This is a genomic window from Granulosicoccus antarcticus IMCC3135, from assembly GCF_002215215.1.
Lineage (GTDB): Bacteria > Pseudomonadota > Gammaproteobacteria > Granulosicoccales > Granulosicoccaceae > Granulosicoccus > Granulosicoccus antarcticus.
Map to the genome: position 1 here is coordinate 3500758 of NZ_CP018632.1, position 22584 is coordinate 3523341.

The window sequence follows — 22584 nt, forward strand, 5'->3', positions numbered from 1 at the left end:
GTGAGAAGGGCGAATAGCTTGCTATTCAACCGCCGAACAACGCGGCAGGGCAGGATGCAGGGACGACTGAAAATGATAATTAATTGTTTCACGATCCCTTAGTAAGAGCGAGTGAGCTCATTGAGCCGTAAGGGGCGCTTGTTGGTGCGGTGTGCAATGTGCGCCAGCAGAAGCTCTCCTGCGCCGATCGCATCACTCAGCGCATCGTGGGCGCGGTATCGTGGTAGTCCGTACTGCTGGCGTAAGGCATCCAGGCGAAGTGAGCCGGGAGCGATGATGGAACCTGCACGCAAGATCTTGCGCTGCTCGAGTTCGAGGGTATCAACCATGGGGGTAACGAAAGCACATCCGTAGAGTCGCCGGCAGGCAATATCCAGAAAGTCATGTTCGATACGTGCACTGTGTGCGACCAGAACGTGGCCGGCAAGCGCCTGTAGAAGTGGTGGCAGTGCCTCGGCGAGTGACAGGCCCTCCCGCGCACGATCGTCCAGAATGCCGTGCACAATGGCCGAGGACTCGGGGATGGCTTGCTCTGGGCGTACCAGATAGTGGCGAGCGCCACTCAGACGCAGTTCGTGCGCATAGATTGGCACAAACCCGATACTCAGAAGCTCGTCACGCTGCGGTACCAGTCCCGTGGTCTCGATATCCAGTGCGAGATAGCGTGTCGCGGATGACAATGTGTCAGGCTTTGCAAAGGGTACTTGATAGTAATCTCGCAATGCACCGGCGGGGGCGCACTTGAGCCACCGGCGCCTTTGTTGCTCCAGTGAGAGCATGCGTCTACATGCAAAGCTTGCATAGGCTCTATCCTGAATACGCATCAGTGTCCGGAGCGCTGTGCAAGCGCACGCTGCATGGTGCGTACGATTGAAAAAGCGTCTTTCAGGTGGCCGCGTTCGAAGCGCGAAAGCGAGTCAGGCGCCACCAGATTGTCCGTCTCGATGCCCGCATCAAGCTGTCGTGCCTGATGTCGGTAACGCGTATCCAGCAGGAAAGTCAGCGCATCACACAGATCGCGAGCGCCACTTTCACTCAGCTCATCGGTGGCACCAGCCGCCTCGAGTCGTTCGCGAGTGTTTACCACATCCATGCCGGCCGCTAGTGTATACACACGGGCCAGATCCACGATGGGCACAACGCCTGCGTGCTTCAGATCGAGAACGCCTGCATCGTCACGACCACCGCTGAGAACAAAGTTACGAAAGAAGCCAAGCGGCGGATGACGGGAGAGAGCATTGCCGGCAAGGTGCGACAGAAAGATAGAATTGCCACGCGTACGCTCAAGCATTGAGCTGCGCAAGGTGGCTGTCAGGGCGGCATCGCCATAGACATGACGTAAGTCGAAGAAGGTGCAGCCGTGCATCAGTGCGGTGGGGTCAGGGTTGTCGATCCAGTTTGTGAAACGTGCCTGCCAGTTTGACAGCGATTGGCGCCATTCAGGATTGCTTGCCATGACATCACCAGGGCAATAGCTCTGACCACACTGGTTCAGACCATCGCAGACGAAGCAGGCCATTGCCTCAAAATAGGCATCATCGCGTGCAGGGTCGAACGCATCATCCAGAATCAGCGCATTGTCCTGATCGGAGGCGATGGTGAATTCACCCCGCGCCTGTGAACCTGCGACAACCCAGGCGTAGTCAACCGGTGGTGGACCGAGTTCCAGCTCGGCAAGTTCCAGCAGGCGAATGGTGAACGTATCGGCAAGTCCCGTGACGACCCGCTGTGTACGCTCGGCAGAGGCGCCAGCAGCAGCCAGATTCTGGACCAGTACCGGCAGCCTGCGGGCAATGGCGACCAGTGTTTCAACGGTATTCTGGCGATGGATATCGGCTGCCAGATAGATTGACGATGTGCTATGTCGTTCTATGAAATCCGAGCTTGTCACCACGCCTGCAACACGGCTACCGTCCAGTACCGGCAAATGATGGATACGATTGCGAGCCATTGTCAATAACGCATCGTAGGCGATGGTTTCGATATCGGCAGTGATGGGAGCTAGCGTCATCACCTCGCTCACAGGGGATTGATAGTCGATGCCTGCCGCGATCACGCGCAGTCTCAAGTCACGATCGGTGAGTATGCCAAACAGTGCTTCATCTTCGACAATGAGCATGGAGGATACATTCTCCTGGCTCATCCGTTCAGCTGCCAGCTTGATCGAGGCGGTGGGGGGAAGATGAACCGGTTGGCGTCCCAGCAATTCCCCAAGGCGGGTGTCAGTCAGGTTGAGAGGTGAATCGTTCGCATCGTCGTGATGATGTACGGCATCGCGTAGTCGCCCGGCACCGGTGGGTGCCAGATACCAGGCAAGCTGGCTGTGTTCGTTGCAAAGCTTGTCAACGATGCTTGCCGGCAGCCGATAGAGCAGAGAGTCCTCAAGCGCGATATGATGATCGGTGGGTGCCAGCTCGTGCGCCGACGCCCGATAACCCAGTAAATCTCCCTCACCAAAGCGTGCGAGTAACTCGCCGGATTCACCGCGAAGCTCTACGGCACCGCTGCGTACAAGACTCAGCGCAGGCTCGCCATCCTCCAGGGCAAGTACCTCTGTTTCGCGCCGGACATAACGCACTGACATCTCGGTGACGGCTGCGACTAGCGCCTCGTCGGGTAGCTGGTCAAAAGGGCGCTGTGCACCGACGAAATCACGAATTTCAAGCTGCTCTATATCCATATTCAGTGTTCCGTTCGCGAATCAGGCTCATGTCCTGTCGCTGTATCGGCTGGCAGGTCGAACGCAAACACCGTACTCCCCGGGCCGGTGTGAGCCACATGTAGATGTCCGCCATGATGTTCAGCGATGTGGCGCGAGATGGGTAGCCCCAGCCCGGTGCCCAGAGACTCGCCTGCATTGGCACGGCTGGCCTGATGAAATTTTTCGAAGACATGTTCGACATCGTCGGCTGCGATGCCCGCCCCGTTATCTTCCACTTCGATACGGTAGCCATCGTCAGTGCTGGACAGACGCAGTTGCACACGACCCGCAGTCGGGTCGCAGAATTTGACTGAATTGGACAGCAGGTTGACGAGTAGCTGGATGATGCGATCGCTATCGACATTAAGTGATATGGCCTCGTCCGGAAGTGTCTGTACAAGCTCGATGTCACGTTCGCGAAAAAGCTGACTGACGGTGGCGAGAGAATCGGTAACAAGACGCCGTAGATCGCACACCTCGTGACGCCACTCCATCCGGCCCGATTCAATCTTGGCAAGATCCAGCACCTGATCAACAAGTCGCGTCAAGCGCTCGGACTCCTTGACAACGATACCCAGAAACTCTTCACGTTGCGCGGTTTCCATCTCCGGGTTGGTGAGCAGGATCTCGGAGAAGGCACGGATGGAGGTTAGTGGGGAGCGCAGTTCATGACTAACCGTTGCAACAAATTCATCCTTGAGTCGATCAAGCTCCTGCAGTCGCTCATTGGCAGAACGTAGCTCGTCTGTGGCTTTCTCAAGCTGGCGGGACTGACGTTCGAGGCGACGACTGTGGCTGCGTACCTTGGAGCTTTCTTCCAGAATACTGAGCACACTCTCAATGCTCGGCGCGGTGCCACCGGTGATCGAATCGATCATGACGCGCGCCGAGGCCGCACCAATTGCCCCGGCCAGCAGCCGCTCGCAACGTTCAACCAGTACGGGTGCTGCAATCGCCTGGCGACGCTCGTTGTTATCAACCGAAGAATGTGTCTGAGTGGCGCCTAGCACCTCGGCAAAGGCTTGCGAGGTGCGTACCGGGCCCAGAAAACGACTGAGCAGGGCTTCCAGATCAGCCACTGATGCGTGGCCTGGTAATGAGTCGACGTCCAGAGCTCGGCCACCATCATTGAAGACATCCACGAAACGCGCCGCCTGCACGCGCTCGTTAACCGAACGGGTGCCGAACAGCGAGAGCGTGACGAACAAGCCGGTATTCGCCAGCAAGCTCCAGAACAGTGAATGGCTAATGGGATCGAGTCCCTGCAAGCCGAATAGTGCAAAGGGGCGAAGCAAGGCGATACCCATTGGCCCTTCGTCGAGCAAATCTGAGGGTAGCCAGCCGGCCTGTGCAAACTCTGGCAGCAGCAATGTGTAGAGCCAGATCACAAATCCTGCAACAAGCCCTGCGATCGCGCCAATCCGACTCGCCGCTTTCCAGTAGAGCCCGAACAGTACGGCAGGTGTAAATTGCGCCACGGCGCAGAAGGACACCAGGCCGATGGTCACCAGTGAGTACGATTCACCGACCAGATAGAAATGCAGATAGGCAAGCAGCATCAGTACGATAATGGTCACACGACGTATGCGTATCAGTGTTCGTCCTGCATCCAGCCTGGTGGTGAATAGTCGTCCGCGCGTGCGCAGTAGTATCGGCATGACCAGCTCGTTCGATACCATCGTCGTGAGGGCAATGGTGGCAACGATGACCATGCCGGTGGCGGCCGAGAGTCCGCCCAGGAAGACAAACAAGGCAAGTTTGGCATGCTGTTCGGCCAACGGTAGTGTCAACACATAGGTGTCCGGATCGACGCTGCCAGCTGCAAAGCGCATCTCGCCGGCAAATCCGAGTGGCAGCACGAACAGGTTGATAACCAGCAGATAGAGCGGGAACAGCCACATGGCGCGGCGCACATGGTTTTCATCGACGTTTTCTACCACTGCCATGTGGAATTGGCGTGGCAGGAACATGATGGCAACCATGGACAGGAGCGTCAGTGACAGCCAGCTGGTGTAACCACCGGGTAGGCTTTGTGTTGTCACAAGGGACAGTAGTCGCGGGTCTGTCGAGGCCTGGCGAAACAGCTCTCCGGGTCCGTCGTACAGTCCAAAGGTGACCCACAATCCAACGGCAAGAAAGGCGACAAGCTTGAACAGCGACTCGAAAGCCACGGCTGCGACCATCCCTTCATGGCGTTCGGTCGCATCCACGTTACGTGCTCCGAACAGGATCGTGAAAGCCGCCATTGCCAGTGCAATCCAGAGCGCGGTATCCTGCCAGGGCGAGGCATGAGCGGCGGCATTGCCCAGTTCAGGGTAGTCGCGCAACACCGCGTAGCTTGTCGACACTGCTTTCAATTGGAGCGAGATATAGGGCAGGATACCGACCACTGCAACGACGGTGACAAGGCCACCGAGCAGGGCGCTTTTACCATAGCGTGAGGCAATGAAATCTGCGATCGAATTCAGTCGTTGCTGGCGGGAGATGCGAATGATCTTCCTGAGCACGAACCACCACGTTGCGGCCATCAGAGTGGGCCCAAGGTAGATGGGCAGAAAACCAATGCCCGTGCTGGCGGCACGCCCGACACTGCCGTAGTAGGTCCAGGCTGTGCAATAGACGGCCATGGACAGGGTGTAGACGTAGGGATTTGCAATCAGGCTACGGTTGGCGGCAGCGGCGCGCTCGCCAAGGTGGGCGATGAGGAACAGTAATCCCAGGTAGCCGAGTGAGGCGCCCAGGATGACGCCGCCTGACAACATTCAGCTATCCGTGTCAGGTCGCCGGCTTGCTGCCGACAGACCGACATTGTCTTCAGTGCTGTCCCGGTTCGCGCCGTTGTTGCCACCTCGCTCGCACATCACGGCGAGTCCGGCGATCAGTAAGGCCCAGACAACAAAGACATGCAGAAACAGCAGCGGTATACCGAACACCTGCGTATTGCGATCAAACAGCGCGAGTAGTGGATAGTTCAGGGCGAGTACGCCTGCGACCGCCAATGTGCTGAAGCCGGCCCCGGACTGCCAGGCAGGCTTCATGCCTCACCGAGCAAGGTGGCTACCCGCTCGACAAGCTCACGGGTGGAGAAGGGTTTGGTCAGATAATCGTTGGCACCGGCAGCAAGGCCTTTTTCCCGTTCAATCTCACGGCCCCGGGCGGTCAGCATCAGCACCCGCACCTCTCGAGTACGCTCATCGGCGCGCAGTGTGGAGCAGACGGTGTAACCATCAAGCGTTGGCAGATTGACATCCAGCAGGATCAGATCAGGCAATAAGTCAGCGACGGCATCCAGTGCATCCTGGCCATCGGCAACGCAGCGCACAGTGTGGCCTGCCTGTTTCATCAGGAATTCGAGCGAGAGGGCGATGTTGCGTTCGTCCTCCACGATGAGTATTTCGTGTGCCATGTGATCAGTATACTGCGCGTACACACCGAGTGCACCCCCGGACATTGCGCAGGATCAAGTCTAGCCTCGATTGATCAGGAAAAATTCGAATCAGGGGTCAGATCGAATCGCTTGTCTTGTGCCCCGTAGACGTTGCAGGACCTTGATGGGTCATGGATGTTGTCTGATCAAGACGTGGGTGCGACTCTCTGAAGACAGAGCGCAGCTCATCTTCTGTATCCATGCCAAGTATGGTTTCCTTCAATACATGTACTGCGGCCAATACATCGCCGGTATGGCCCGACTCGGAAATCGTATGCATATTGCGTATGGGCAGGCCTATTGATGTGGCAGCACTATCAACGCCTGCAAATACCGACGCCATGCCATCAGTGCCTGTATCACGGCCAGTGACATCGATCTGAAACGGGATGTCGAATTTTTTTGCTGTCTGCCTGATTCGAACATTGAGCTGCTCACTGACGATCGAGCCCGTTGACAGCGTAAAACCCTTGCCCATCTCCAGGGGCTGCATTTTTCGATTACTGATACCCGGTGCTGCAACGTAATCATGATTCACATCAACAGCAATGAGCACATCAGGTTTCAGCTCACCGGCCAGAACACGTGAGCCGAACCGTCCGATCTCTTCATGCGAGGCTATCGCATACAGGCATCGTACGTTATGGGTGCCTCCAGCCTCGACCACCAGTCGCGCCACTTCCGCCGTAATAAAGCAACCCAGGCCATTGTCCAGATAAGCGCCGGTGAAGGTATCCGGGCTGAAGCCCTGTTTGATGGGGCGATCAAGCAAAATGGGGTCGCCGGGACGCAGGCCAAGACGTTTGACTTGTTCTGATCGGTGTCTGCCATGCATCTGCAAGTCGAGATACAGGGAATTGGGCCGAATACCTTTGCGTCCGGAGCTCAGATCGGAGTTTACAAAATGAATCGCGCCCAGGGCTTCAATAGTGCCGCCTTTGAGGCTTCGATACTGGCCCGGCTCGTCAGGCTCTTCACTGAACACAGTGACCTCATGACCCACCAGTGTGTTGGGTAGAAATGAATCACTGTTGATCCAGATTTTTCCATCGCTACTGATTTTGCGAATCTGCAGGCGAATCTTGTCAGCATGACCAACCAGCATGATGCTGAATCGTTTGTCTTCACCCGGGTGGGAATCCCATACCACGCTGGCATTGCCAACGTATTTATGCATGCCCCAGGAGTCTGGCATGAAGCCGTCAAAGTACGGCTTCAGTACGCCAAGCGTCATTGCTGATTCGAAGCCGACCGGACTGGGTGCGGAGATAATGTCTCGCATCAGACCGAATTGCTCTTCGGGCATGGGTGAGGTCCAGGGTTTGACAATACTCATGCAGTTTGCTTGTGCTCAGTGAACAGGAATGTCTACAGAAGTTCAGTCTGACATGCATCAACGCGGTGTATTCACGCCAGCTCCGGGTTGAATGGCCCAGTCAAACAGATGACGATGTTCTGCCGGAATCTGTCGGTATTCAACAGAGTCTATCTGTAGCGGCGGCTGGTTTCTGAAGTTCTTGTTGTCCACGAACCATGAGCGGTGATAAACCATATTGACGATGGGGCGCACCTGTTCAGTTCGGTTTCCCTGGCCTTTGTGGGTCAACGCCAGATCCATCAGATAACAGGAGCCTGCCGGAACGATTGGTGCCTGGTAATCGAGACGGTTGGATGCACGCTTTGAGAGTCGATGACTGCCTTTCTTGACAAGCGTTGTGCCATTGTCTTCATTGACAGAAACCAGCGGAATCATGGTCGTAACAGCCACTGGTGGCAATGCCATGGGCTCATCATCTGGCGTGTCGGTAAACAATGCGCGATGATCCTTGTGGCCGTGCTGATCACGAGAACCGGGTAAGGATGTCGCACAGACGGTAGAGCCGATAATCACTTGTTCGCCCAATAGTCTTTTCATCAGTGGCATCATGAATGCATTGGCATAGAATTCAGGATTGTTGAAGGCTCCACTGAGCGCCAGGCTGACCTGAAAACGACGATCGCCGATTTGCAGGGCAGAGCTGTGTTTACGGTTGGTGAAGTAGCGCCGGTAGCGATTCAGGAATTCCTCGTGGCACTGTTCAATGAGTTCCGTCGAGTACACATTGTGAATCACCAGCGTACCGTAGAGCTGGTAGAGCTTTGCTGCCAACGAGAGTTTGGCGGGGTCGCAGGCGCCACTGAATCGCTCTTCGTCAGTTAATGTGATTGTCGGCACAATATCGTCTAATGCAGCTGAGACTTCACACTCGTTGAGCTCCACAGCCAGTTCAAGTTTGCGATGGAGTTGCAGAGTCTGGTCGGCATTGGCCTGTTCAAGCGACTGTTTGAAATGATCAATAGCTTCGCCAAATTCAAGATTGTGCAACAACATCGATGCCAGTTCTGTCCGTATCTGGACATTGTCGGGGCTGGCTAGAAGCATTGTTTGCAAAAGCGGTAGTGATCGGTGAATGTTCCCGAGCCTGGCGTGGAGTCTGGCGAGTGCCAGTCGTATTTGGGTGCAATCGCTGTTGTTCTTGCAAGCGGTCTCAAGCAGTCGACGCGCACGCTGTTCTCGCCTGTTATCCAGATAGTCGTCCGAATACAGAAGAACATGTTCGGTTGATTGCAAGCTGAGAACATCCAGAATGTCCAACAGATCACTGATTCCGGCACGCAAACGCCTGCGAGTAATACGGCGATCTGTTCGCGATTCACCAGGATGGTTAAGCAGCGTAGAGAGCTCTGTCAACAAGCCACTGATGATCGCACCAGAGAGTTGTCTATCCATCCGATCAGTAGAGGGTAAGCGCTCGGTGCACACCCTCATGAAAGCAGTCATGGCTGCTTGTTCATGTGGTTTTACATCCATCGGTGAGCCATCAATCAGACAGCTCAAGGCTTTGCATGCGCTGTCGAAGTGCTGATGCAAGGTGCTGCCTAGTAGTCGACTGATGTCGGGGGGCAGCGTAGGTTTATCTTGTGCCGTGTCGGCATGCTGGATGAGTGGCAGATTCGATGCAGCCTCAAGCCACGTCGATAACAGTGGCCAGCGCATTTTCAGCAACGACCGGTAGCGCACCAAAGTATCGGCTTCCAGTAACGGTAACCTGTGCTCCACATCCACTGAATCAAATAGTTGCAGGAACGTGGAAGCCTCGCTCTGGCCGTTATATTGACTGCTGTCACTCTGTTGAGAGGTGTCCACACACAACGTGATCTGTTGTTCAGCCAGTGCCAGCAATCGTGCAGACAGCACATCGCCTGGTTCGTCTTTACTCAAGGCCATCTCTGCTCTTGGTTGCTCGAAAGTAGTTGGTGTTTGAAAAATACACGAATCATGAAAGATGCTGATCCATTATTGCAGCGGCCCAATACGGTTCTGTACAACACATCACAGCTGGCTTCTGTCTTACATGATATTCGAGGGGTAATGCAATGCCAATGATCTATTTTATCTGTTGATTTCGACAATCAATTCATGAGGAACATAGGCTGATTTGTCTGCAAGGCGCAAGCTGTTTCATTTGCTGAAATTGCATATTTTGCGTTCCCAGGGCTGGAAGCTATCTCGTTGGTGTCCCGTTAATGGGAATTTCACTATTTTCATTCATCTAGCTGGTAGCTGGAGTCGAGCATTGGTGTGGCTCAGTCGCCGTGATTGTAGTATTTACCTTCCCAAGGCTGGAACCATTAATGCACGAGTGAGCGCTATTGTAGTATTTACCTTCCCAAGGCTGGAATCTGAAGCGTTGTTACAGATGGCGATAAATTGTCATATATTCCTTGTATTAAGGCTTTACATTCTTTCAGGTATAGGGTATTTGCGGTTGAGAATATTTTTCGATAATAGCTACAAATGTATGAAATTGTATTGGTGTTGCTATTCAAGTCCATGTAACATTTTTCCCATCAACGTAACGTACGTTATAAGCAGTTATCGGTAGCAGTGAGACGTCACTAACAGGATCGTATTCTGATGGTAACGACGATAGGTTGATAGGGATGTTTCTGCGATTGCGCAAAAAAAATACAGCTAAGGAGTAGTAGTTATGGGAAGTACTTCAAACCTTCACTTCGAAGAATACCTGACAGGCCAGGAAGGCGTCTCTGCTGGTGGATCCGGTAAAGGTAGTGGCAAGGGCAGTGGTAAAGGAAGCGGCAAGGGAAGCGGCAAGGGCAGTGGTAAAGGAAGCGGTAAAGGAAGCGGTAAAGGGAGTGGCAAGGGAAGCGGTAAAGGAAGTGGCAAAGGAAGTGGCAAAGGAAGTGGTAGTGGCAAAGGAAGCGGCAGCGGCAAGGGCAGCAACGGCAGTGGTGGCAAGGGCGGTTCAGGCGGTTCGGGTGGTGGTTCCGGTTCGGGCGGCGGTTCTGGTTCAGGCGGCGGTTCTGGTGGTTCCGGCGGTAAGAGTGGCGACTGCTGGTAGAATCTAGGCAAGTCGTTATAGGATCCGGTCGCCGCTTGTGCGGCTGGATTTTTTGCTTAACGATAACTTCAATCGAAAACATACCAAACCAGACGCATGGGCGCTATATTCAAACCGGTCAGCCGGGTTCGTAAGGCGCGTCAGCCGACCAATGCGTTTCTACGAGACGTGGTCAAATCCTTTCGGGGGATGCTTGTTACGACATTCATCTTCAGCTTTTTCATTAATCTGTTGAGCCTCGTTTTACCTCTCTATCTACTGCAAATCTATTCCAAGGTGTTGCCCAGCCGTAATCTGGACACGCTCGCAGTCCTCACCATTATTGTTCTGGTCGGGGTCGTCACACTAGGTGTTCTTGAAGCTGTCCGTCGATCCATTCTGCAAAAAACTGGCGTGCGGTTTGATCATTTGCTCAGCGCCCACCTCCTGAGCAGCTCGATCCATCGTAGTGTGCAGAAGTCCTACGCTTCAGTCAGCGTCATGCGCGATCTATCACGTCTGCGCAACTTTCTGACCAATGCCTCGATTATCCCTTTGCTGGACCTTCCCTGGGCACCGCTGTTTCTGATTTGTCTTGCGTTTTTGCATCCATTGCTGGGTGCCGTCGGCCTTATTGGTTGTCTGATCATGCTGGGTTTGGCTGTGTTCAATGAGCGGGCAACGCGAGAGAAAATCAACGACGCAAGCAATGAATCCAGGCAACTGATGGACAGTGCACAAAGCTGGATTCGAAATGCCGACACCGTTCAGGCAATGGGCATGCAGAAAACGCTATTGTCGCAGTGGAATGAGAACAATGCACAGTCTCTGATGGCCAATTATCAGTCGAGCCAACTTAATTCCCGACTCGCATCCGCTTCAAAAATGGTTCGGCTATTCCTGCAAATAGCCATCATTTGCACGGCAGCATGGCTGATCATCTCAAAACAACTGACGCCCGGCATCACCATAGCCAGCGTTCTATTGATGCGACGTGCAATCGACCCGCTGGAGCAGTCCATTCGATCCTGGAAGTCGGTCATCAAGGCACGCCAATCATTCGACAACATCAGTGAGTATCTGGATCACTATGCCACTCTGCAGTCTGATGTATCAATGCCGCGTCCCATTGGCCAGCTGGTTGCCCAGAAGATGAGCTTTCGTCGCTCAGGAGAAAGCAAATCCCAATTCAGTGGTGTCACGCTGTCGGTCGAACCTGGCGTCATTACCGCACTGGTTGGGCCTACGGCCGCTGGCAAGTCGACGTTGCTGCGCGTCATGTGTGGCATTGTGCCTCCTAGATCAGGCCGGGTCACTCTGGACGGTTACGATCTTGCCCAATGGTCTCCGGAATTACTGGGGCCGCATATAGGCTACCTGTCACAGGATGTGGGCTTGTTTCCCGGTTCGGTCAGGGACAATATCTGTCGCTTTAATGATGCCTCCATCGAAAGTGTCATTGATGCTGCGAAGCTGGCGAATGCCCATGAAATGATTCAATTGCTGCCAAACGGATACGATACGGAAATTCAGGAGGGTGGTAGCAATCTGTCGGGCGGCCAGCGACAGCGTGTGGGGTTCGCCCGTGCTGTCTTTGGCAATCCCTGTGTTGTCATACTGGATGAGCCGGATGCAAACCTGGATGCACCGGGTCGATCAAAGCTGCGCAACTCATTGAGACAATTGCGTCGACAGAATGTCGCCATTCTGGTGACAACCCACCGCAGTAGTCTGGAGAAAATTTGTGGGCGCGTGTACCAACTGAAGAACGGCAGTGTGTCGATGATCCACGAAAAACAGGAAGCTCCTGATACAAGCGTGGGTACTCATGTCATTGTTGAGTCGCAAGCTGAGGCGACGAACTCTGCATCCCTTGCCCAGACTCAGCCCGTCAGTCTGGCAAAAGTGCACCAGATACCGTCAACCAGAGTTGAGAATGAACCGCTGCGTCGCTTGCAAAGCAAGATTGCACGCAAGCGTGACCCCAAGCGAGGTTACGTGGGATGAGCAGCACTCCCTTGATGACAAAAGTACAAGCAGTAGAATCTGCCAGTGACACCCGCGGTATCGTGCGCTGGGGGTATGTCGTCATCAGTTTGTTCCTGTTTCTGTTTGTTGTCTGGGCCAGCACAATGTCTCTGTCAACGGCAGCCATTGCACCTGGAATGGTGGGTGTTGAAGGCCAGAAGAAGCAGGTTCAGCATCTTAACGGTGGCATTGTCGAAGTCATACACGTAAGAAACGGGGACCAGGTTGAGGTGGGGCAAGTGCTGGTTACCCTGGATTCATTCTCCAACCAGTCAAGACACAACACGTTGAGTAACGAGCGACTGCAACTCTCCGCAGAGCTGGCTCGTTGGGAGGCCGTTTACGAGATGCTGCCAGCGATAGACTTTCCCGCATGGATGGCATCTGAGCCACTGCAGGAGCGTGTCAGACAAATTCAGCTAAAGCAGAGTGAAATCCTGATTGCTCGCCGAGATGTTTTCGAGGAATCCATGCGAGGACTGATCCTGATCAAGTCACAGACGGTGGATGAACAATCAGCCGCAAAAAAGCGACTGAAGACGCTCAATGAGAAGTATCAGTTGGTAACGCGTGAAATCAATGAGTATCTGCGCCTGGAGAAAGAAGGTCTGGTCACTCGAGCGCAGGTCTATGATTTGCAGAAAGAGCTCTCTGATCTTACGCTGGATATGGATGAGACACGCTCATTGATAGACTTGTCCGGACAGCGTCATGAGCAAGCAAAATCACAGATTGAAGTGCTTGCAAAGACACAGCTTTCAGAGGCGGCTGAGAGAAGCACTGAAATTGGTCTGCGACTGGCAGCCATCCGGGAGGAACTCTCGACGGTTTCATCCGAATTGACTCGATCAGTGGTGCGTTCACCGATTGCCGGTCAGGTACTGAACTCTGTTATCAATACGGTGGGAGGGGTCATCAGTGCGGGGCAAACATTGATGGAGATCATGCCGACAGGTGAACGACTACTTGTCGAAAGCCTGGTTGATCCCAAGGATCGTGATGCTATCCATGTAGGACAACTGGCCGAAGTTCGGTTCAGTGCACTGGATCGACGCACCACTTTACCGGTCGTGGGCAAAGTGACGCTGATATCCGCCGATAGCCAGATCGCGCCGAATACGCTACTGCCACGATACAGCGCAACCATCGAGTTACAAGATGACGCCGCTGCTCTATTGCAGAGTGGCCAGATTCATCCCGGGATGCAGGCGGAGGTGCTGATTGTTACCGGTAAGCAGACTCTGATGGACTACCTTATCTCGCCCATTGCCAACAGCGTCAACCGCGCACTTCGTGAGAACTAGAGAAACGTGGCAAAAACCAAAACGAAGAAACGCAGCAGCAGCAAATCACGAAACAGGAGTGATTCGGCCGCGTACCGCAAGATTGCCTTGACCAAGGCTACTGAGGCGCTGCTGGAGACACAAGTCGTGGGTGTTGAATATCCGGGCGGAAAGTCACGTGAATCCTATCGAATGTTGCTTGCCAATGGCTCCTCAGTGATCGCAACGCGCCGTTCTTCGTTGCAATTAGCACGACGTGAGGTGTGCACACTTGGCGCACTGAATCTGCACGATGCGCCAGTGCCACAGTTGTTGGGTACCAATCATTCGCAGATTCTGATTCAAGAAGAGCTTGTTGGACAGCGATTGTCTGAGGCATTGAAAGAGGCTGATGCCAAACGCTATGGCGAACTGATAGACGCCGCCTTGTCATCCCTGGTGGCCATTCAGCAGGCTGCCTCTGCAGAGCTACTCGAAAACCAGGTTGAGGCATTGGGAGACGAGGACAGCTGGATACAGGGTCTGCTGCACCGACCTGAAGTCATTGGTGAATATCTGGGTGCTCCTGCGCCCGAGCTGGACAAGGCTGCGTTGATCGCCCTGTTGCGTATTCGACAGCCACGATTCATCAAATGGGATGCTCGCCCCGGTAACGCACTGGTTACCCAAGGGGGTGTTGTCAAATGGTTTGATTGGGAGCACGCGGGAAAGCGCAATCGTCTGGACGATATGGCCTGGATGTTGGGTGATGAATATTTGCCTGATCACCCTGAGGCCGAACGCTTGCTGATAGACAAGTTTGTACCCTTGTTCAGCGATGGTGCAGACGCCACAGAGGCCTATCACTATTTGATGGCCTATGGCAGTTTTCATATGGTTGTTCGGGTTGGCCTGATTCTGAAGTACATGACCGATGGTTGGTGGGACATTGACAAGTGTATCGAGGAAGATAAAGTAGGTGTGTCACTTATTTGCGCCACGCGGTTATGCCAACGTGGTGCACGCTGGTCTGCCGAATGCGAGTTGACGGCGCCTCTTTCTGCCTGGTTTGTCGCGGCACAAAGCAAGATCAATGAACTGTAATCTGATGGGAAAAATCATTTTTCCGGGTGCTTGTCATGCACATTGAACTGATTGGTTCGAGGCAGCAATTCGACGGATTGCAAGACAATTGGACAGAGCTGTACCAACAGGATTCTTCAGCCAATGTGTTCATGTCCTGGTGCTGGCTGAAACAGCTTTATGACAGACGCGCTGAACCAGTCTGCATTCTCGCCGCACGATTGAATTCCGATAGCCAGAACTACGCAGCCTTTCTACCTCTGCGTCAGCGTCTATTGCTTGATCGGGAGCAGGCCCGATTTACCGTGTCTTATGCTCTGGCGGGCAACGATTGGGCCGATCAAACAGGCTTGCTCTGCAGTCCCGACATCGAGCACCAGGTCGTTGAAGCCTTTACTGCAGCCTTGGCGCAGATGTCCTGGCGATCATTGTATTTTTCGGATATGTCGATGAGCGAAAATCGATATGAAGAGTTAGTGACACAATTTTCAAATCTCGGCTATGCAGTGGATGTCCGGAGTCTGACCGACAATGAAGGGGAGACACGGCTCGATGTTGCCCCGTGTATAGCGCTGCCGGCGACATTTGAGGACTATCTGAAGAGCCTCAGTGCCAATACTCGTCAGAGGCTGCGCAGATTTGGGCGTGTTCAGGAAAAATCTGACGATCTGAAGATCGAATTCTCTGATCACACAACGCATGAACAGAATTTGCAGTGGTTTGTGCGTGTCTGGCGGGAGCGATGGCTCGCCAGCAAGGGCGCCAAGGTCGATACTCTAGCCGAGAAATATCAGATAATCATGCAGCAGGGGCTGGAGGATGGAAATCTGGTTCTACTGGTCATGCATCAGTCCGATAAGCCGATAGCCATGATTGCCTGCTATCTGGATGAGATACGCAAGACGGTGTCCTTTTTCGTCGCCGCTCGTGATCTTCAATTCGATTCCGTACCGAGTGGGCTCCTGCTGCACAGCTATATGATCCAGTGGGCTATTTCGAATAATTATCAACGCTATCATCTCCTGCGTGGCAATGAGCCCTACAAGTATTCGCTGGGGGGCATTGATGAGCCGGTGTATTCGATCAGGGTTCGTCGCAGCAATGCGGTAGAAAAAACCCGTTTTCTACCCATCGAATATCGAGGCGATGCACTGGAACAATTGAGCAAGCGTGCTGGAAAACTCGGCCGACGTCAGATGCATAAACTGTACTCACAGTTGCTGGAAAGCTGGCCGAATGATGCGCAAACGCTGAGCCATTATAAAGACTGGTTGAATCGAATCGGTGATCACGACCACGCGAACAGTATCGAGAATGTGCTTTTCGCTGAAGATACTCAGAGCAAAAACACATTGATCAATCCCCACTCGTAAACGGTGGGCTTGCAACGGACTCATGGAATGAACACCCAGATCGACACCACATCAGATGTGCAATCAAACGAGAAGACAGCTGCCGACGCTGCGCTTGAATGGGCTGGCCAGTACGTTGATGTGTCCAAGCATTCGATTGTCAGCGATTCACCCTGGGCAACCACATTCAGGATTCACGGACAGAAAAGTGATACCTGGCTAAAGGTTCTGCCAACTTGCCTGGCCCATAGTCCAGAGCTACTGGTGCTTCTTGGTCAGCGTTTTGAACAATCCGTGCCCAGGGTTATCGCCAGTGATACCGATCGCGGGCTGTTGCTCATGCACAGCTGTGATGGTCGTGATCTTCGCAAGGATGCAACAGAGCAGGAACGTATACGCATGCTGCAAACCTATGCGCGTATTCAAGCGGCCAGTTGCGCTGATGAGGAGCTACTACAGGCTGCACCCTTCTTGCCCATTGATTCCATGACCGATGCATTACTTGAATTTCTGGCTCCTTCTGTCAGCCGTACAGAGACGAGCGGGCACACTGTCAATGCCGATTTCTATCTATCCGCATCTGTGTGTGCGACCTATCATGAGTTACTGGAAAAGCGTGCACCGCAGCTGCAATCATGGATCAGCCAGGCACATGGCTTGACCCCGACGCTCAATCATGGCGACTTGCGAACGGCGAACGCGTCCAAATCAGGCAAGGGGGACATCAGTCTGTACGACTGGGACGAGGCGGTCGTCGCTCCTGCAGGCATTTCACTGCACGCCCTGTTCAGCGGATGTTCCACGCTTGTGCAGTTGCAGCTACCGGAAATAAACCTGATTGATGCCGAGAGTCTGCGTCAACCGCGCCGGGAATTCAGCGCTTACTGTGAAGCATTAGAGTCCGCTGGGTATGCCCAGGCCTCGGATCTGGGCAAAGGATTAGCCTCAGCGGCTGTTGCAGGAATGATCCACTACATCATCAGTTTTGGTCGTTTCCCGAAAGAGAGCAAGAGCTATATAGAGACCGTAGAGAAGAACCTGACGCGTCGATTGAGCGATCTACTGGATGTTGCGGACCTGTTGTGTGTGGCTACGCCTACCGATATCGTCGCCCTGGCTGATGATTACGAGGCACACAAACGGGGTTGGCGCGCAGAACGATTGCTGGTCCAGCATCTGTATCTGCAAGCTGATGATGTGCCCGCGCTACAGGCCCTGGCTCAGCTTCAGTTGCGGCGCAACCGTCCGTCGCACGCCATCAAGAGTTTTGAGGCCTGTACGAATATCGACATCAATGATGCGATGGCCCATCAGGGCCTTGGCACTCTGCACGCGCAGCTGGGGTGCTACAAGCTAGCCCTCAGACACCTGCATCGTGCACAGAGCCACACTCCCTCGTCGGCACTTGAGCAACAGATCAAGCGCGTCTATGACTTGGAGCGAATGCTGCGTGAAGCGGATATGGAGGGCAAAGTTCCCACCGTGTGGTTTTCAGATGCAGAGCGCGAGTCCCGAACCATTGCACCAGAAACATTGGCACTGTGTGCCACGCTGTTTCGCAAGTATGGTGTTCTGATACTGAAAAGCGTCTTCGAGCCATCGCTTCTCAGTCAGTGTCATCAAGTTTTCAGCGAACGCTATCAAGCCTATCTGACCGATCAACGTCATAAAGACGCCTTGCGCATTGGCGACAAACGCTTTCAGATCACTATCGATATCACAAAGCCATTTAACGACCCTGCTCTATACGGTAATGGTCTGACGCTCCCCTTGATGAAAGATATTTTGGGTGAAGCCTGTATTCTGGGATGTTTTACCTCGGCCATGTCTCTGCCGGGATCCAAAGATCAGCGTTTACATAAAGACCACAAGGCGCTATTCCACGACGATCCGCAGTCCGTCAGTGAACCCAGTTTTGCTGTCACCATGATGGTGCCACTGGTCGATTTGAATGAACGTGTGGGCACCACGCGTGTCAAGAAAGGTTCGCACACTCGCACCAGTGATCGTTCGAAGGGCATGCCCTGGCAAACTCCCTTTGTCTCGGTGGGCGATTGTTACCTGATGGACTACCGTCTCTCGCATCATGGCCAGGCCAACCAATCAGACAAGCCGCGCCCGATTCTCAGCCTGGTCTATCAACGGCCGTGGTTTCGTGACTATATCAATTTTCATAATCAGCCATCGCTGAGACTCAGTTCGGATGAATATGAGCAGGTGCCTGCGGCATTGAAATCATTATTGTCCTGGACTAATGAGCCAGGATCGCGTGATTGACAGCCAGGATCTCGTCCGTCGCTGTATCAGTCGGCAGTTCAAATTCTGCTTTTGAGGCCGTATTGACGCGAACGACGAGAATTTCGCACGTGACAATTTCTGTTGTAAAAATCAGTCCTGGAGGGAATAGCCAAGTTTTAATTTCATAAGACTTGTTCCGTGAGGTAGTTTTGCGTATCATCCGCTTAGTGGAATTCAATTCCGCATAATGGAATTAAGGGGATAGCTTATGAATGTTCAGATCAGCCTGACCAACCGAATCAGACAAGTCCTGCTGGGAGCCAGCCTGACAGCGTTGTTGACGTCCGCCAGTGTTGCCAGCGCGCAGGTGACCTTGATTGCCGGTGAGGCGGGGCCAAATCGTGGTGCGCGGGCCGCTTCATTGCAATCCTTTGCCGATGATGTTGCCGAGCGTTCTGAAGGTGAGGTGATTATCGATATTCAATGGGGCGGTGCGCTGTTCAAGTCAGAAGCTGCGCTGCAGTCGATCTCTAACGGCGTGGCGGATATGGGCACCATCATTGGTGTGTATTTTCCGCAGGAGATGCTCGGTTATGGCATCGCTGATTTGCCGCTGGAAAACCCGGATGCCTGGGTGGGAATGCGTGCAACCGATGAGCTGATGCGCAGCTCCAGCGCCATGCAGGAAAATCTGGCAGCCAACAATCTTGTTTATATCGGTACCTTCACCACATCGGCGGTCAATATCGGTTGTCAGGGCGCCACCATTGAGAGCGTGGATGACATCAAAGGCCTCAAGGTGCGCGGCGTTGGTGCCTACGGCAATGTCTTCAAGGACTTTGGCGCCAATATGGTCAGCGTGTCCATTTACGATGCCTATCAGGCTCTGGACTCCGGCCTTATCGATTGTTCGCAAGGTTACTCCTATGCGGTTTCAGCGTTGAAGCAACAGGAAGTGATGAGTAGCTACACCTTGCTTAACTGGGGGCAGGTAGGCGCCCTGGGCGTATTCATGAACAAGGAAATCTTCGACTCGCTGGAGCCTGAGGTGCGCACGATACTGTCAGAATCCGGCGAGGCCATGGCTGACAAGCTTGGTGAGCTCATTACCGTTGATAACCAGATGGCTATCGATACGATGAAAAGTACGGGAGTTGAGGTCCTTGAGATGGCTGCAGGCGAGCGCAGCAAACTGGTAGAAAAGGGCAAGCCCTATGTCGATGAATGGGTAAAGCGGGCTGACTCGATCGGTTTTGACGGGGCTGCCGTGCTTGAGCAGTACCGTGGACTGATTGATAAATACACCGCTGAGCGTGATGAAAAAGGTTACCCCTGGCAGCGTAATTGATCAGCGAATCTCTGTTAGCCCACACGCCGACTCTGTGATCCACAAGCAATCCTGACGAAGAAATACTGCGATGCTACAACGAATAGAAAAGCTGTTGCTGGAGCTCGCGGTATTCGCCGTGCTGTTGCTGGGTATTCTGATTACGACCAGTGTTTTGTTGAGAGTGTTCTTCAATTCCGGCGTGCCGGATTCGGTTGTCATGGTGCGTGAATTGATGGTGGCAGCCATCATTCTGCCATTGGCTGCTACCAGCACGGCACGCGCCCATATCGTGGTGGAATTTTTGACAAACCGATTCCCTGTGCGTATTCAGGGGTGGTTTGTTGTTTTTGGTACCGCGTTTGGTGCGTTGGCGCTAACACCGCTGGTCTATGCCAGCTGGAACGAGTCCCTGCATACACTGCAAAGTGGGGGCTTCTATTTTGGGCAGCTTAACTTGCCAAAGTGGCCCGGGCACCTGATCTTCATGCTGGGTATCTCGTTCTGCTGGTTACGACTGCTGTTATTGCTTATTGGGGATGTGCAACGTATTCGTGCAGGTCTGACGATTGAGGGCTTGGATGCACCGAACACCGAGCCGAGTACTGATACCGGGAGTATCAACTGATGGATGGCACTCTGGTCGGGCTAATTGCATTTAGCTCTGTTATCGGCCTGTTGGCTGTTCGGGTACCGATTGCTTTTGCGCTGGTGGGTGTTGCCACGGTCGGCTCATTTGTGATGTTCGCTTTTCGCACCGGTACTTTCATGGGGGAGCGAGCCATACGTGCGACCAGCTCTCTGGTGTTTTCCAACTCGTTCGATTTGATCCATTCCTATGATCTATCGATGATCCCGTTGTTTATCGCCCTGGGGCATATTGCCTATAGAGCCGATATCACGACACGCATTTATTACGCGGCCAAAGTCTGGCTGGTGGGAATTCCGGGTGGGGTGGCCATGGCGTCGGTGGTGGGTTGCGGCGGGTTCTCTGCAATTACAGGTTCATCGATTGCCTGTGCATCCACCATGGGACGTATCTGCTCGCCTGAAATGCTGCGCATGGGCTATGACAAGCGATTGGCCACCGCCAGTGTGGCAGCCGGCGGTACGTTGGGTTCACTGATACCGCCTTCGGTGCTGTTCATCATTTACGGTATTTTCACAGAGACCTCAATCAGCAAGTTGTTTCTGGCAGGTGTATTGCCGGGCATTCTTTCGCTGTTCGGTTTTCTGCTGGTCATCTACCTGTGGGTTCGACACGATCCGGCCGCAGCTCCTCCATTTGACGGCCATATTACCCGGGCCGATCGGCTGCAAGCAGCCATCAAGGCATGGCCTGCCATCACGTTGTTTGTCATCATTGTCGGTGGCATTTACGGTGGCTTTTTTACAGCGACTGAAGCCGCTGCTATCTGTGTATCAGCGGCTGTGTTCATCGGTTTCGCACAGCGTAAACTTGATATCAAAGGCCTGCTCGATTCCTTGCGGGAAACCTGCATCCAGACATCCAGTATTTTTCTGATAGCCGCAGCTGCCAAGATCTTTGTCGCCTTCATTGCCTTGACGGGTGTTGCTCCGGCGATAGTGGAATTTGTTACGGCGGCAGATCTATCCAGCTTTTATCTGTTGCTGGCCATATCGATCATCTACCTGATTCTGGGCATGTTCCTGGACCCCATTGGCATCATGGTACTGACCTTGCCGTTGATGATTCCGCTGGTTGAGACCTATGGCTTTGATCTGATCTGGTTTGGCGTGGTGATCATCAAGTTGTTGGAGATTGGCCTGATTACGCCACCCGTCGGTCTGAATGTCTTTGTCATCGCCAACGTGGTGGGCAAGGAAGTGTCCAGTGAAACAATTTTTGCCGGTATCTTGCGCTTTCTGGCAATCGATGTGATCGTACTGATCCTGATTATCGCCTTCCCGCTCATCTCTCTGCTGATTCCGGGATCCATGTCATGAGTAGCAGCGAGCTACCCGAGAAAGATCGGCGCTTTGCCACGACTCTGGCGCGCGGGCTCAGTGTGTTGCGCGCGTTTCGTCCGCAGGATGACGGCTTGGGTAATGCTGAAATCGCAGAACGTACCGGTCTTCCAAAATCCACCGTTTCCAGATTGACCTTCACTCTGCAATCGCTCGGCTACCTGAATCACCTGGGACGCGGTGATCGCTACCGGCCTGGCCCGGCATTGCTGGCATTGGGCAATCTGGCCAGCGGATCGATGTCGTTTGTTGATATTTCAGGGCCCATCATGCAACAGCTGGCGGATGAGACAGGCACCTTGAGTGTGCTGGCCGTGCGAGACGATAACAAGATGTTGCTGGTGAAGACCTGGCGGCCTGCCGGGGTGCCCTCGCTGTGGTTGGAAGTCGGTCAGCGGGTGCCGTTTGCCGGATCATCTTCAGGGCATGCTCTATTGGCGTCTCTGTCTGACGAACGCTTCCAGGATGTCGTCAAGCAAGTGCAGATAGATGATCAGCTGAGCTCCGAACATGCACAACAGATTCGTCATAATGCCACTCGGCAGCTACTGAAAACAGGCTTTGTAGTCGCCGATGCAACCGAATACTTCACACCGAATATACATGCAGCATCAGTACCGTTCTACCCACAAGATCTGGGCGAACCGGTGGTATTCACCAGCGGTGCGGTACCCAAGGATCTGACGCTTGAGCGTCTGAACGAGACGGTGGGTCCGGCGTTGCGGGCGAGTGTCAGCGAGCTGGAAAGAATCATGGGCCAGAGCCCGGTACAGGTGGGTACAGGAGCATGATGAT

General features: G+C 53.7%; 17 protein-coding genes. 10 read left to right on the forward strand and 7 right to left on the reverse strand.

Annotated elements, in window-relative coordinates; genetic code table 11:
- Nucleotides 1-98: 98 nt before the first annotated feature.
- The 7 genes from IMCC3135_RS14970 to IMCC3135_RS15000 form a co-directional block, all read right to left on the reverse strand.
- Nucleotides 99-824 carry an exonuclease domain-containing protein gene (locus tag IMCC3135_RS14970; protein ID WP_088918360.1) on the reverse strand — a complete coding sequence of 242 codons (726 nt, stop codon included), beginning with the start codon at nt 822-824 and terminating at the stop codon, nt 99-101.
- Nucleotides 824-2680 carry a DUF294 nucleotidyltransferase-like domain-containing protein gene (locus IMCC3135_RS14975; protein WP_088918361.1) on the reverse strand — a complete coding sequence of 619 codons (1857 nt, stop codon included), beginning with the start codon at nt 2678-2680 and terminating at the stop codon, nt 824-826. The genes IMCC3135_RS14970 and IMCC3135_RS14975 overlap by 1 nt, the downstream gene beginning before the upstream one ends.
- Nucleotides 2681-2682: 2 nt before the next feature.
- Nucleotides 2683-5463: a sensor histidine kinase gene (locus IMCC3135_RS14980; protein WP_088918362.1), complete on the reverse strand. Its 2781-nt coding sequence runs from the start codon at nt 5461-5463 to the stop codon at nt 2683-2685.
- Nucleotides 5464-5739 (reverse strand): hypothetical protein, encoded by a 276-nt coding sequence (locus tag IMCC3135_RS14985; protein WP_205738056.1) that lies wholly within the window; start codon nt 5737-5739, stop codon nt 5464-5466.
- Nucleotides 5736-6107 (reverse strand): response regulator transcription factor, encoded by a 372-nt coding sequence (locus IMCC3135_RS14990; protein WP_088921867.1) that lies wholly within the window; start codon nt 6105-6107, stop codon nt 5736-5738. Before IMCC3135_RS14990 ends, IMCC3135_RS14985 begins: the two co-directional genes overlap by 4 nt.
- A gap of 97 nt (nt 6108-6204) precedes the next feature.
- On the reverse strand, nt 6205-7464 hold the full coding sequence (locus IMCC3135_RS14995; RefSeq protein WP_088918363.1) for a M20/M25/M40 family metallo-hydrolase: 1260 nt from the start codon (nt 7462-7464) through the stop codon (nt 6205-6207).
- A gap of 57 nt (nt 7465-7521) precedes the next feature.
- A complete protein-coding gene (locus IMCC3135_RS15000; protein ID WP_169727464.1) occupies nt 7522-9390 on the reverse strand; it encodes a phytanoyl-CoA dioxygenase family protein in 1869 nt (622 codons plus the stop codon).
- Between the two features lie 769 nt (nt 9391-10159).
- Here IMCC3135_RS15000 and IMCC3135_RS15005 point away from each other — a divergent pair.
- The 10 genes from IMCC3135_RS15005 to IMCC3135_RS15055 all read left to right on the forward strand — a co-directional run bounded on the left by IMCC3135_RS15005 (nt 10160) and on the right by IMCC3135_RS15055 (nt 22580).
- Nucleotides 10160-10531 carry a hypothetical protein gene (locus IMCC3135_RS15005; RefSeq protein WP_205738057.1) on the forward strand — a complete coding sequence of 124 codons (372 nt, stop codon included), beginning with the start codon at nt 10160-10162 and terminating at the stop codon, nt 10529-10531.
- 96 nt (nt 10532-10627) lie between these two features.
- Entirely contained in the window at nt 10628-12517 is a 1890-nt protein-coding gene (locus IMCC3135_RS15010; protein WP_088918365.1) for a type I secretion system permease/ATPase, read from the forward strand.
- A 14-nt stretch (nt 12518-12531) separates the two neighbouring features.
- Nucleotides 12532-13842, forward strand: coding sequence for an HlyD family type I secretion periplasmic adaptor subunit (locus IMCC3135_RS15015; RefSeq protein WP_157736002.1), 1311 nt, complete (start codon nt 12532-12534; stop codon nt 13840-13842).
- A 6-nt stretch (nt 13843-13848) separates the two neighbouring features.
- Entirely contained in the window at nt 13849-14904 is a 1056-nt protein-coding gene (locus IMCC3135_RS15020; protein WP_088918367.1) for a phosphotransferase family protein, read from the forward strand.
- 35 nt (nt 14905-14939) lie between these two features.
- Nucleotides 14940-16256 carry a GNAT family N-acetyltransferase gene (locus IMCC3135_RS15025; RefSeq protein WP_157736003.1) on the forward strand — a complete coding sequence of 439 codons (1317 nt, stop codon included), beginning with the start codon at nt 14940-14942 and terminating at the stop codon, nt 16254-16256.
- Between the two features lie 27 nt (nt 16257-16283).
- Nucleotides 16284-18512, forward strand: a complete 2229-nt coding sequence (locus tag IMCC3135_RS15030) for a phytanoyl-CoA dioxygenase family protein (protein ID WP_088918369.1) — start codon at nt 16284-16286, stop codon at nt 18510-18512.
- Nucleotides 18513-18741: 229 nt separating this feature from the next.
- Nucleotides 18742-19821, forward strand: coding sequence for a C4-dicarboxylate TRAP transporter substrate-binding protein (locus IMCC3135_RS15040; protein ID WP_088918371.1), 1080 nt, complete (start codon nt 18742-18744; stop codon nt 19819-19821).
- A 70-nt stretch (nt 19822-19891) separates the two neighbouring features.
- Nucleotides 19892-20428, forward strand: coding sequence for a TRAP transporter small permease (locus tag IMCC3135_RS15045; RefSeq protein WP_088918372.1), 537 nt, complete (start codon nt 19892-19894; stop codon nt 20426-20428).
- A complete protein-coding gene (locus tag IMCC3135_RS15050; protein WP_088918373.1) occupies nt 20428-21768 on the forward strand; it encodes a TRAP transporter large permease in 1341 nt (446 codons plus the stop codon). The genes IMCC3135_RS15045 and IMCC3135_RS15050 overlap by 1 nt, the downstream gene beginning before the upstream one ends.
- Nucleotides 21765-22580 carry an IclR family transcriptional regulator gene (locus IMCC3135_RS15055; protein ID WP_088918374.1) on the forward strand — a complete coding sequence of 272 codons (816 nt, stop codon included), beginning with the start codon at nt 21765-21767 and terminating at the stop codon, nt 22578-22580. Before IMCC3135_RS15050 ends, IMCC3135_RS15055 begins: the two co-directional genes overlap by 4 nt.
- Nucleotides 22581-22584 lie beyond the last annotated feature (4 nt).

Bases quoted from the DNA above. Each gene is read 5' to 3' on its own strand.
- IMCC3135_RS15040 (WP_088918371.1), top strand. From the start codon at position 18,742: ATGAATGTTCAGATCAGCCTGACCAACCGAATCAGACAAGTCCTGCTG.
- IMCC3135_RS15015 (WP_157736002.1), top strand. From the start codon at position 12,532: ATGACAAAAGTACAAGCAGTAGAATCTGCCAGTGACACCCGCGGTATC.
- IMCC3135_RS15010 (WP_088918365.1), top strand. From the start codon at position 10,628: ATGGGCGCTATATTCAAACCGGTCAGCCGGGTTCGTAAGGCGCGTCAG.
- IMCC3135_RS14970 (WP_088918360.1), bottom strand. From the start codon at position 824: ATGCGTATTCAGGATAGAGCCTATGCAAGCTTTGCATGTAGACGCATG.
- IMCC3135_RS15005 (WP_205738057.1), top strand. From the start codon at position 10,160: ATGGGAAGTACTTCAAACCTTCACTTCGAAGAATACCTGACAGGCCAG.
- IMCC3135_RS15045 (WP_088918372.1), top strand. From the start codon at position 19,892: ATGCTACAACGAATAGAAAAGCTGTTGCTGGAGCTCGCGGTATTCGCC.
- IMCC3135_RS15030 (WP_088918369.1), top strand. From the start codon at position 16,284: ATGAACACCCAGATCGACACCACATCAGATGTGCAATCAAACGAGAAG.
- IMCC3135_RS14995 (WP_088918363.1), bottom strand. From the start codon at position 7,464: ATGAGTATTGTCAAACCCTGGACCTCACCCATGCCCGAAGAGCAATTC.
- IMCC3135_RS14980 (WP_088918362.1), bottom strand. From the start codon at position 5,463: ATGTTGTCAGGCGGCGTCATCCTGGGCGCCTCACTCGGCTACCTGGGA.
- IMCC3135_RS15025 (WP_157736003.1), top strand. From the start codon at position 14,940: ATGCACATTGAACTGATTGGTTCGAGGCAGCAATTCGACGGATTGCAA.
- IMCC3135_RS14975 (WP_088918361.1), bottom strand. From the start codon at position 2,680: ATGGATATAGAGCAGCTTGAAATTCGTGATTTCGTCGGTGCACAGCGC.
- IMCC3135_RS15055 (WP_088918374.1), top strand. From the start codon at position 21,765: ATGAGTAGCAGCGAGCTACCCGAGAAAGATCGGCGCTTTGCCACGACT.
- IMCC3135_RS15050 (WP_088918373.1), top strand. From the start codon at position 20,428: ATGGATGGCACTCTGGTCGGGCTAATTGCATTTAGCTCTGTTATCGGC.
- IMCC3135_RS14985 (WP_205738056.1), bottom strand. From the start codon at position 5,739: ATGAAGCCTGCCTGGCAGTCCGGGGCCGGCTTCAGCACATTGGCGGTC.
- IMCC3135_RS14990 (WP_088921867.1), bottom strand. From the start codon at position 6,107: ATGGCACACGAAATACTCATCGTGGAGGACGAACGCAACATCGCCCTC.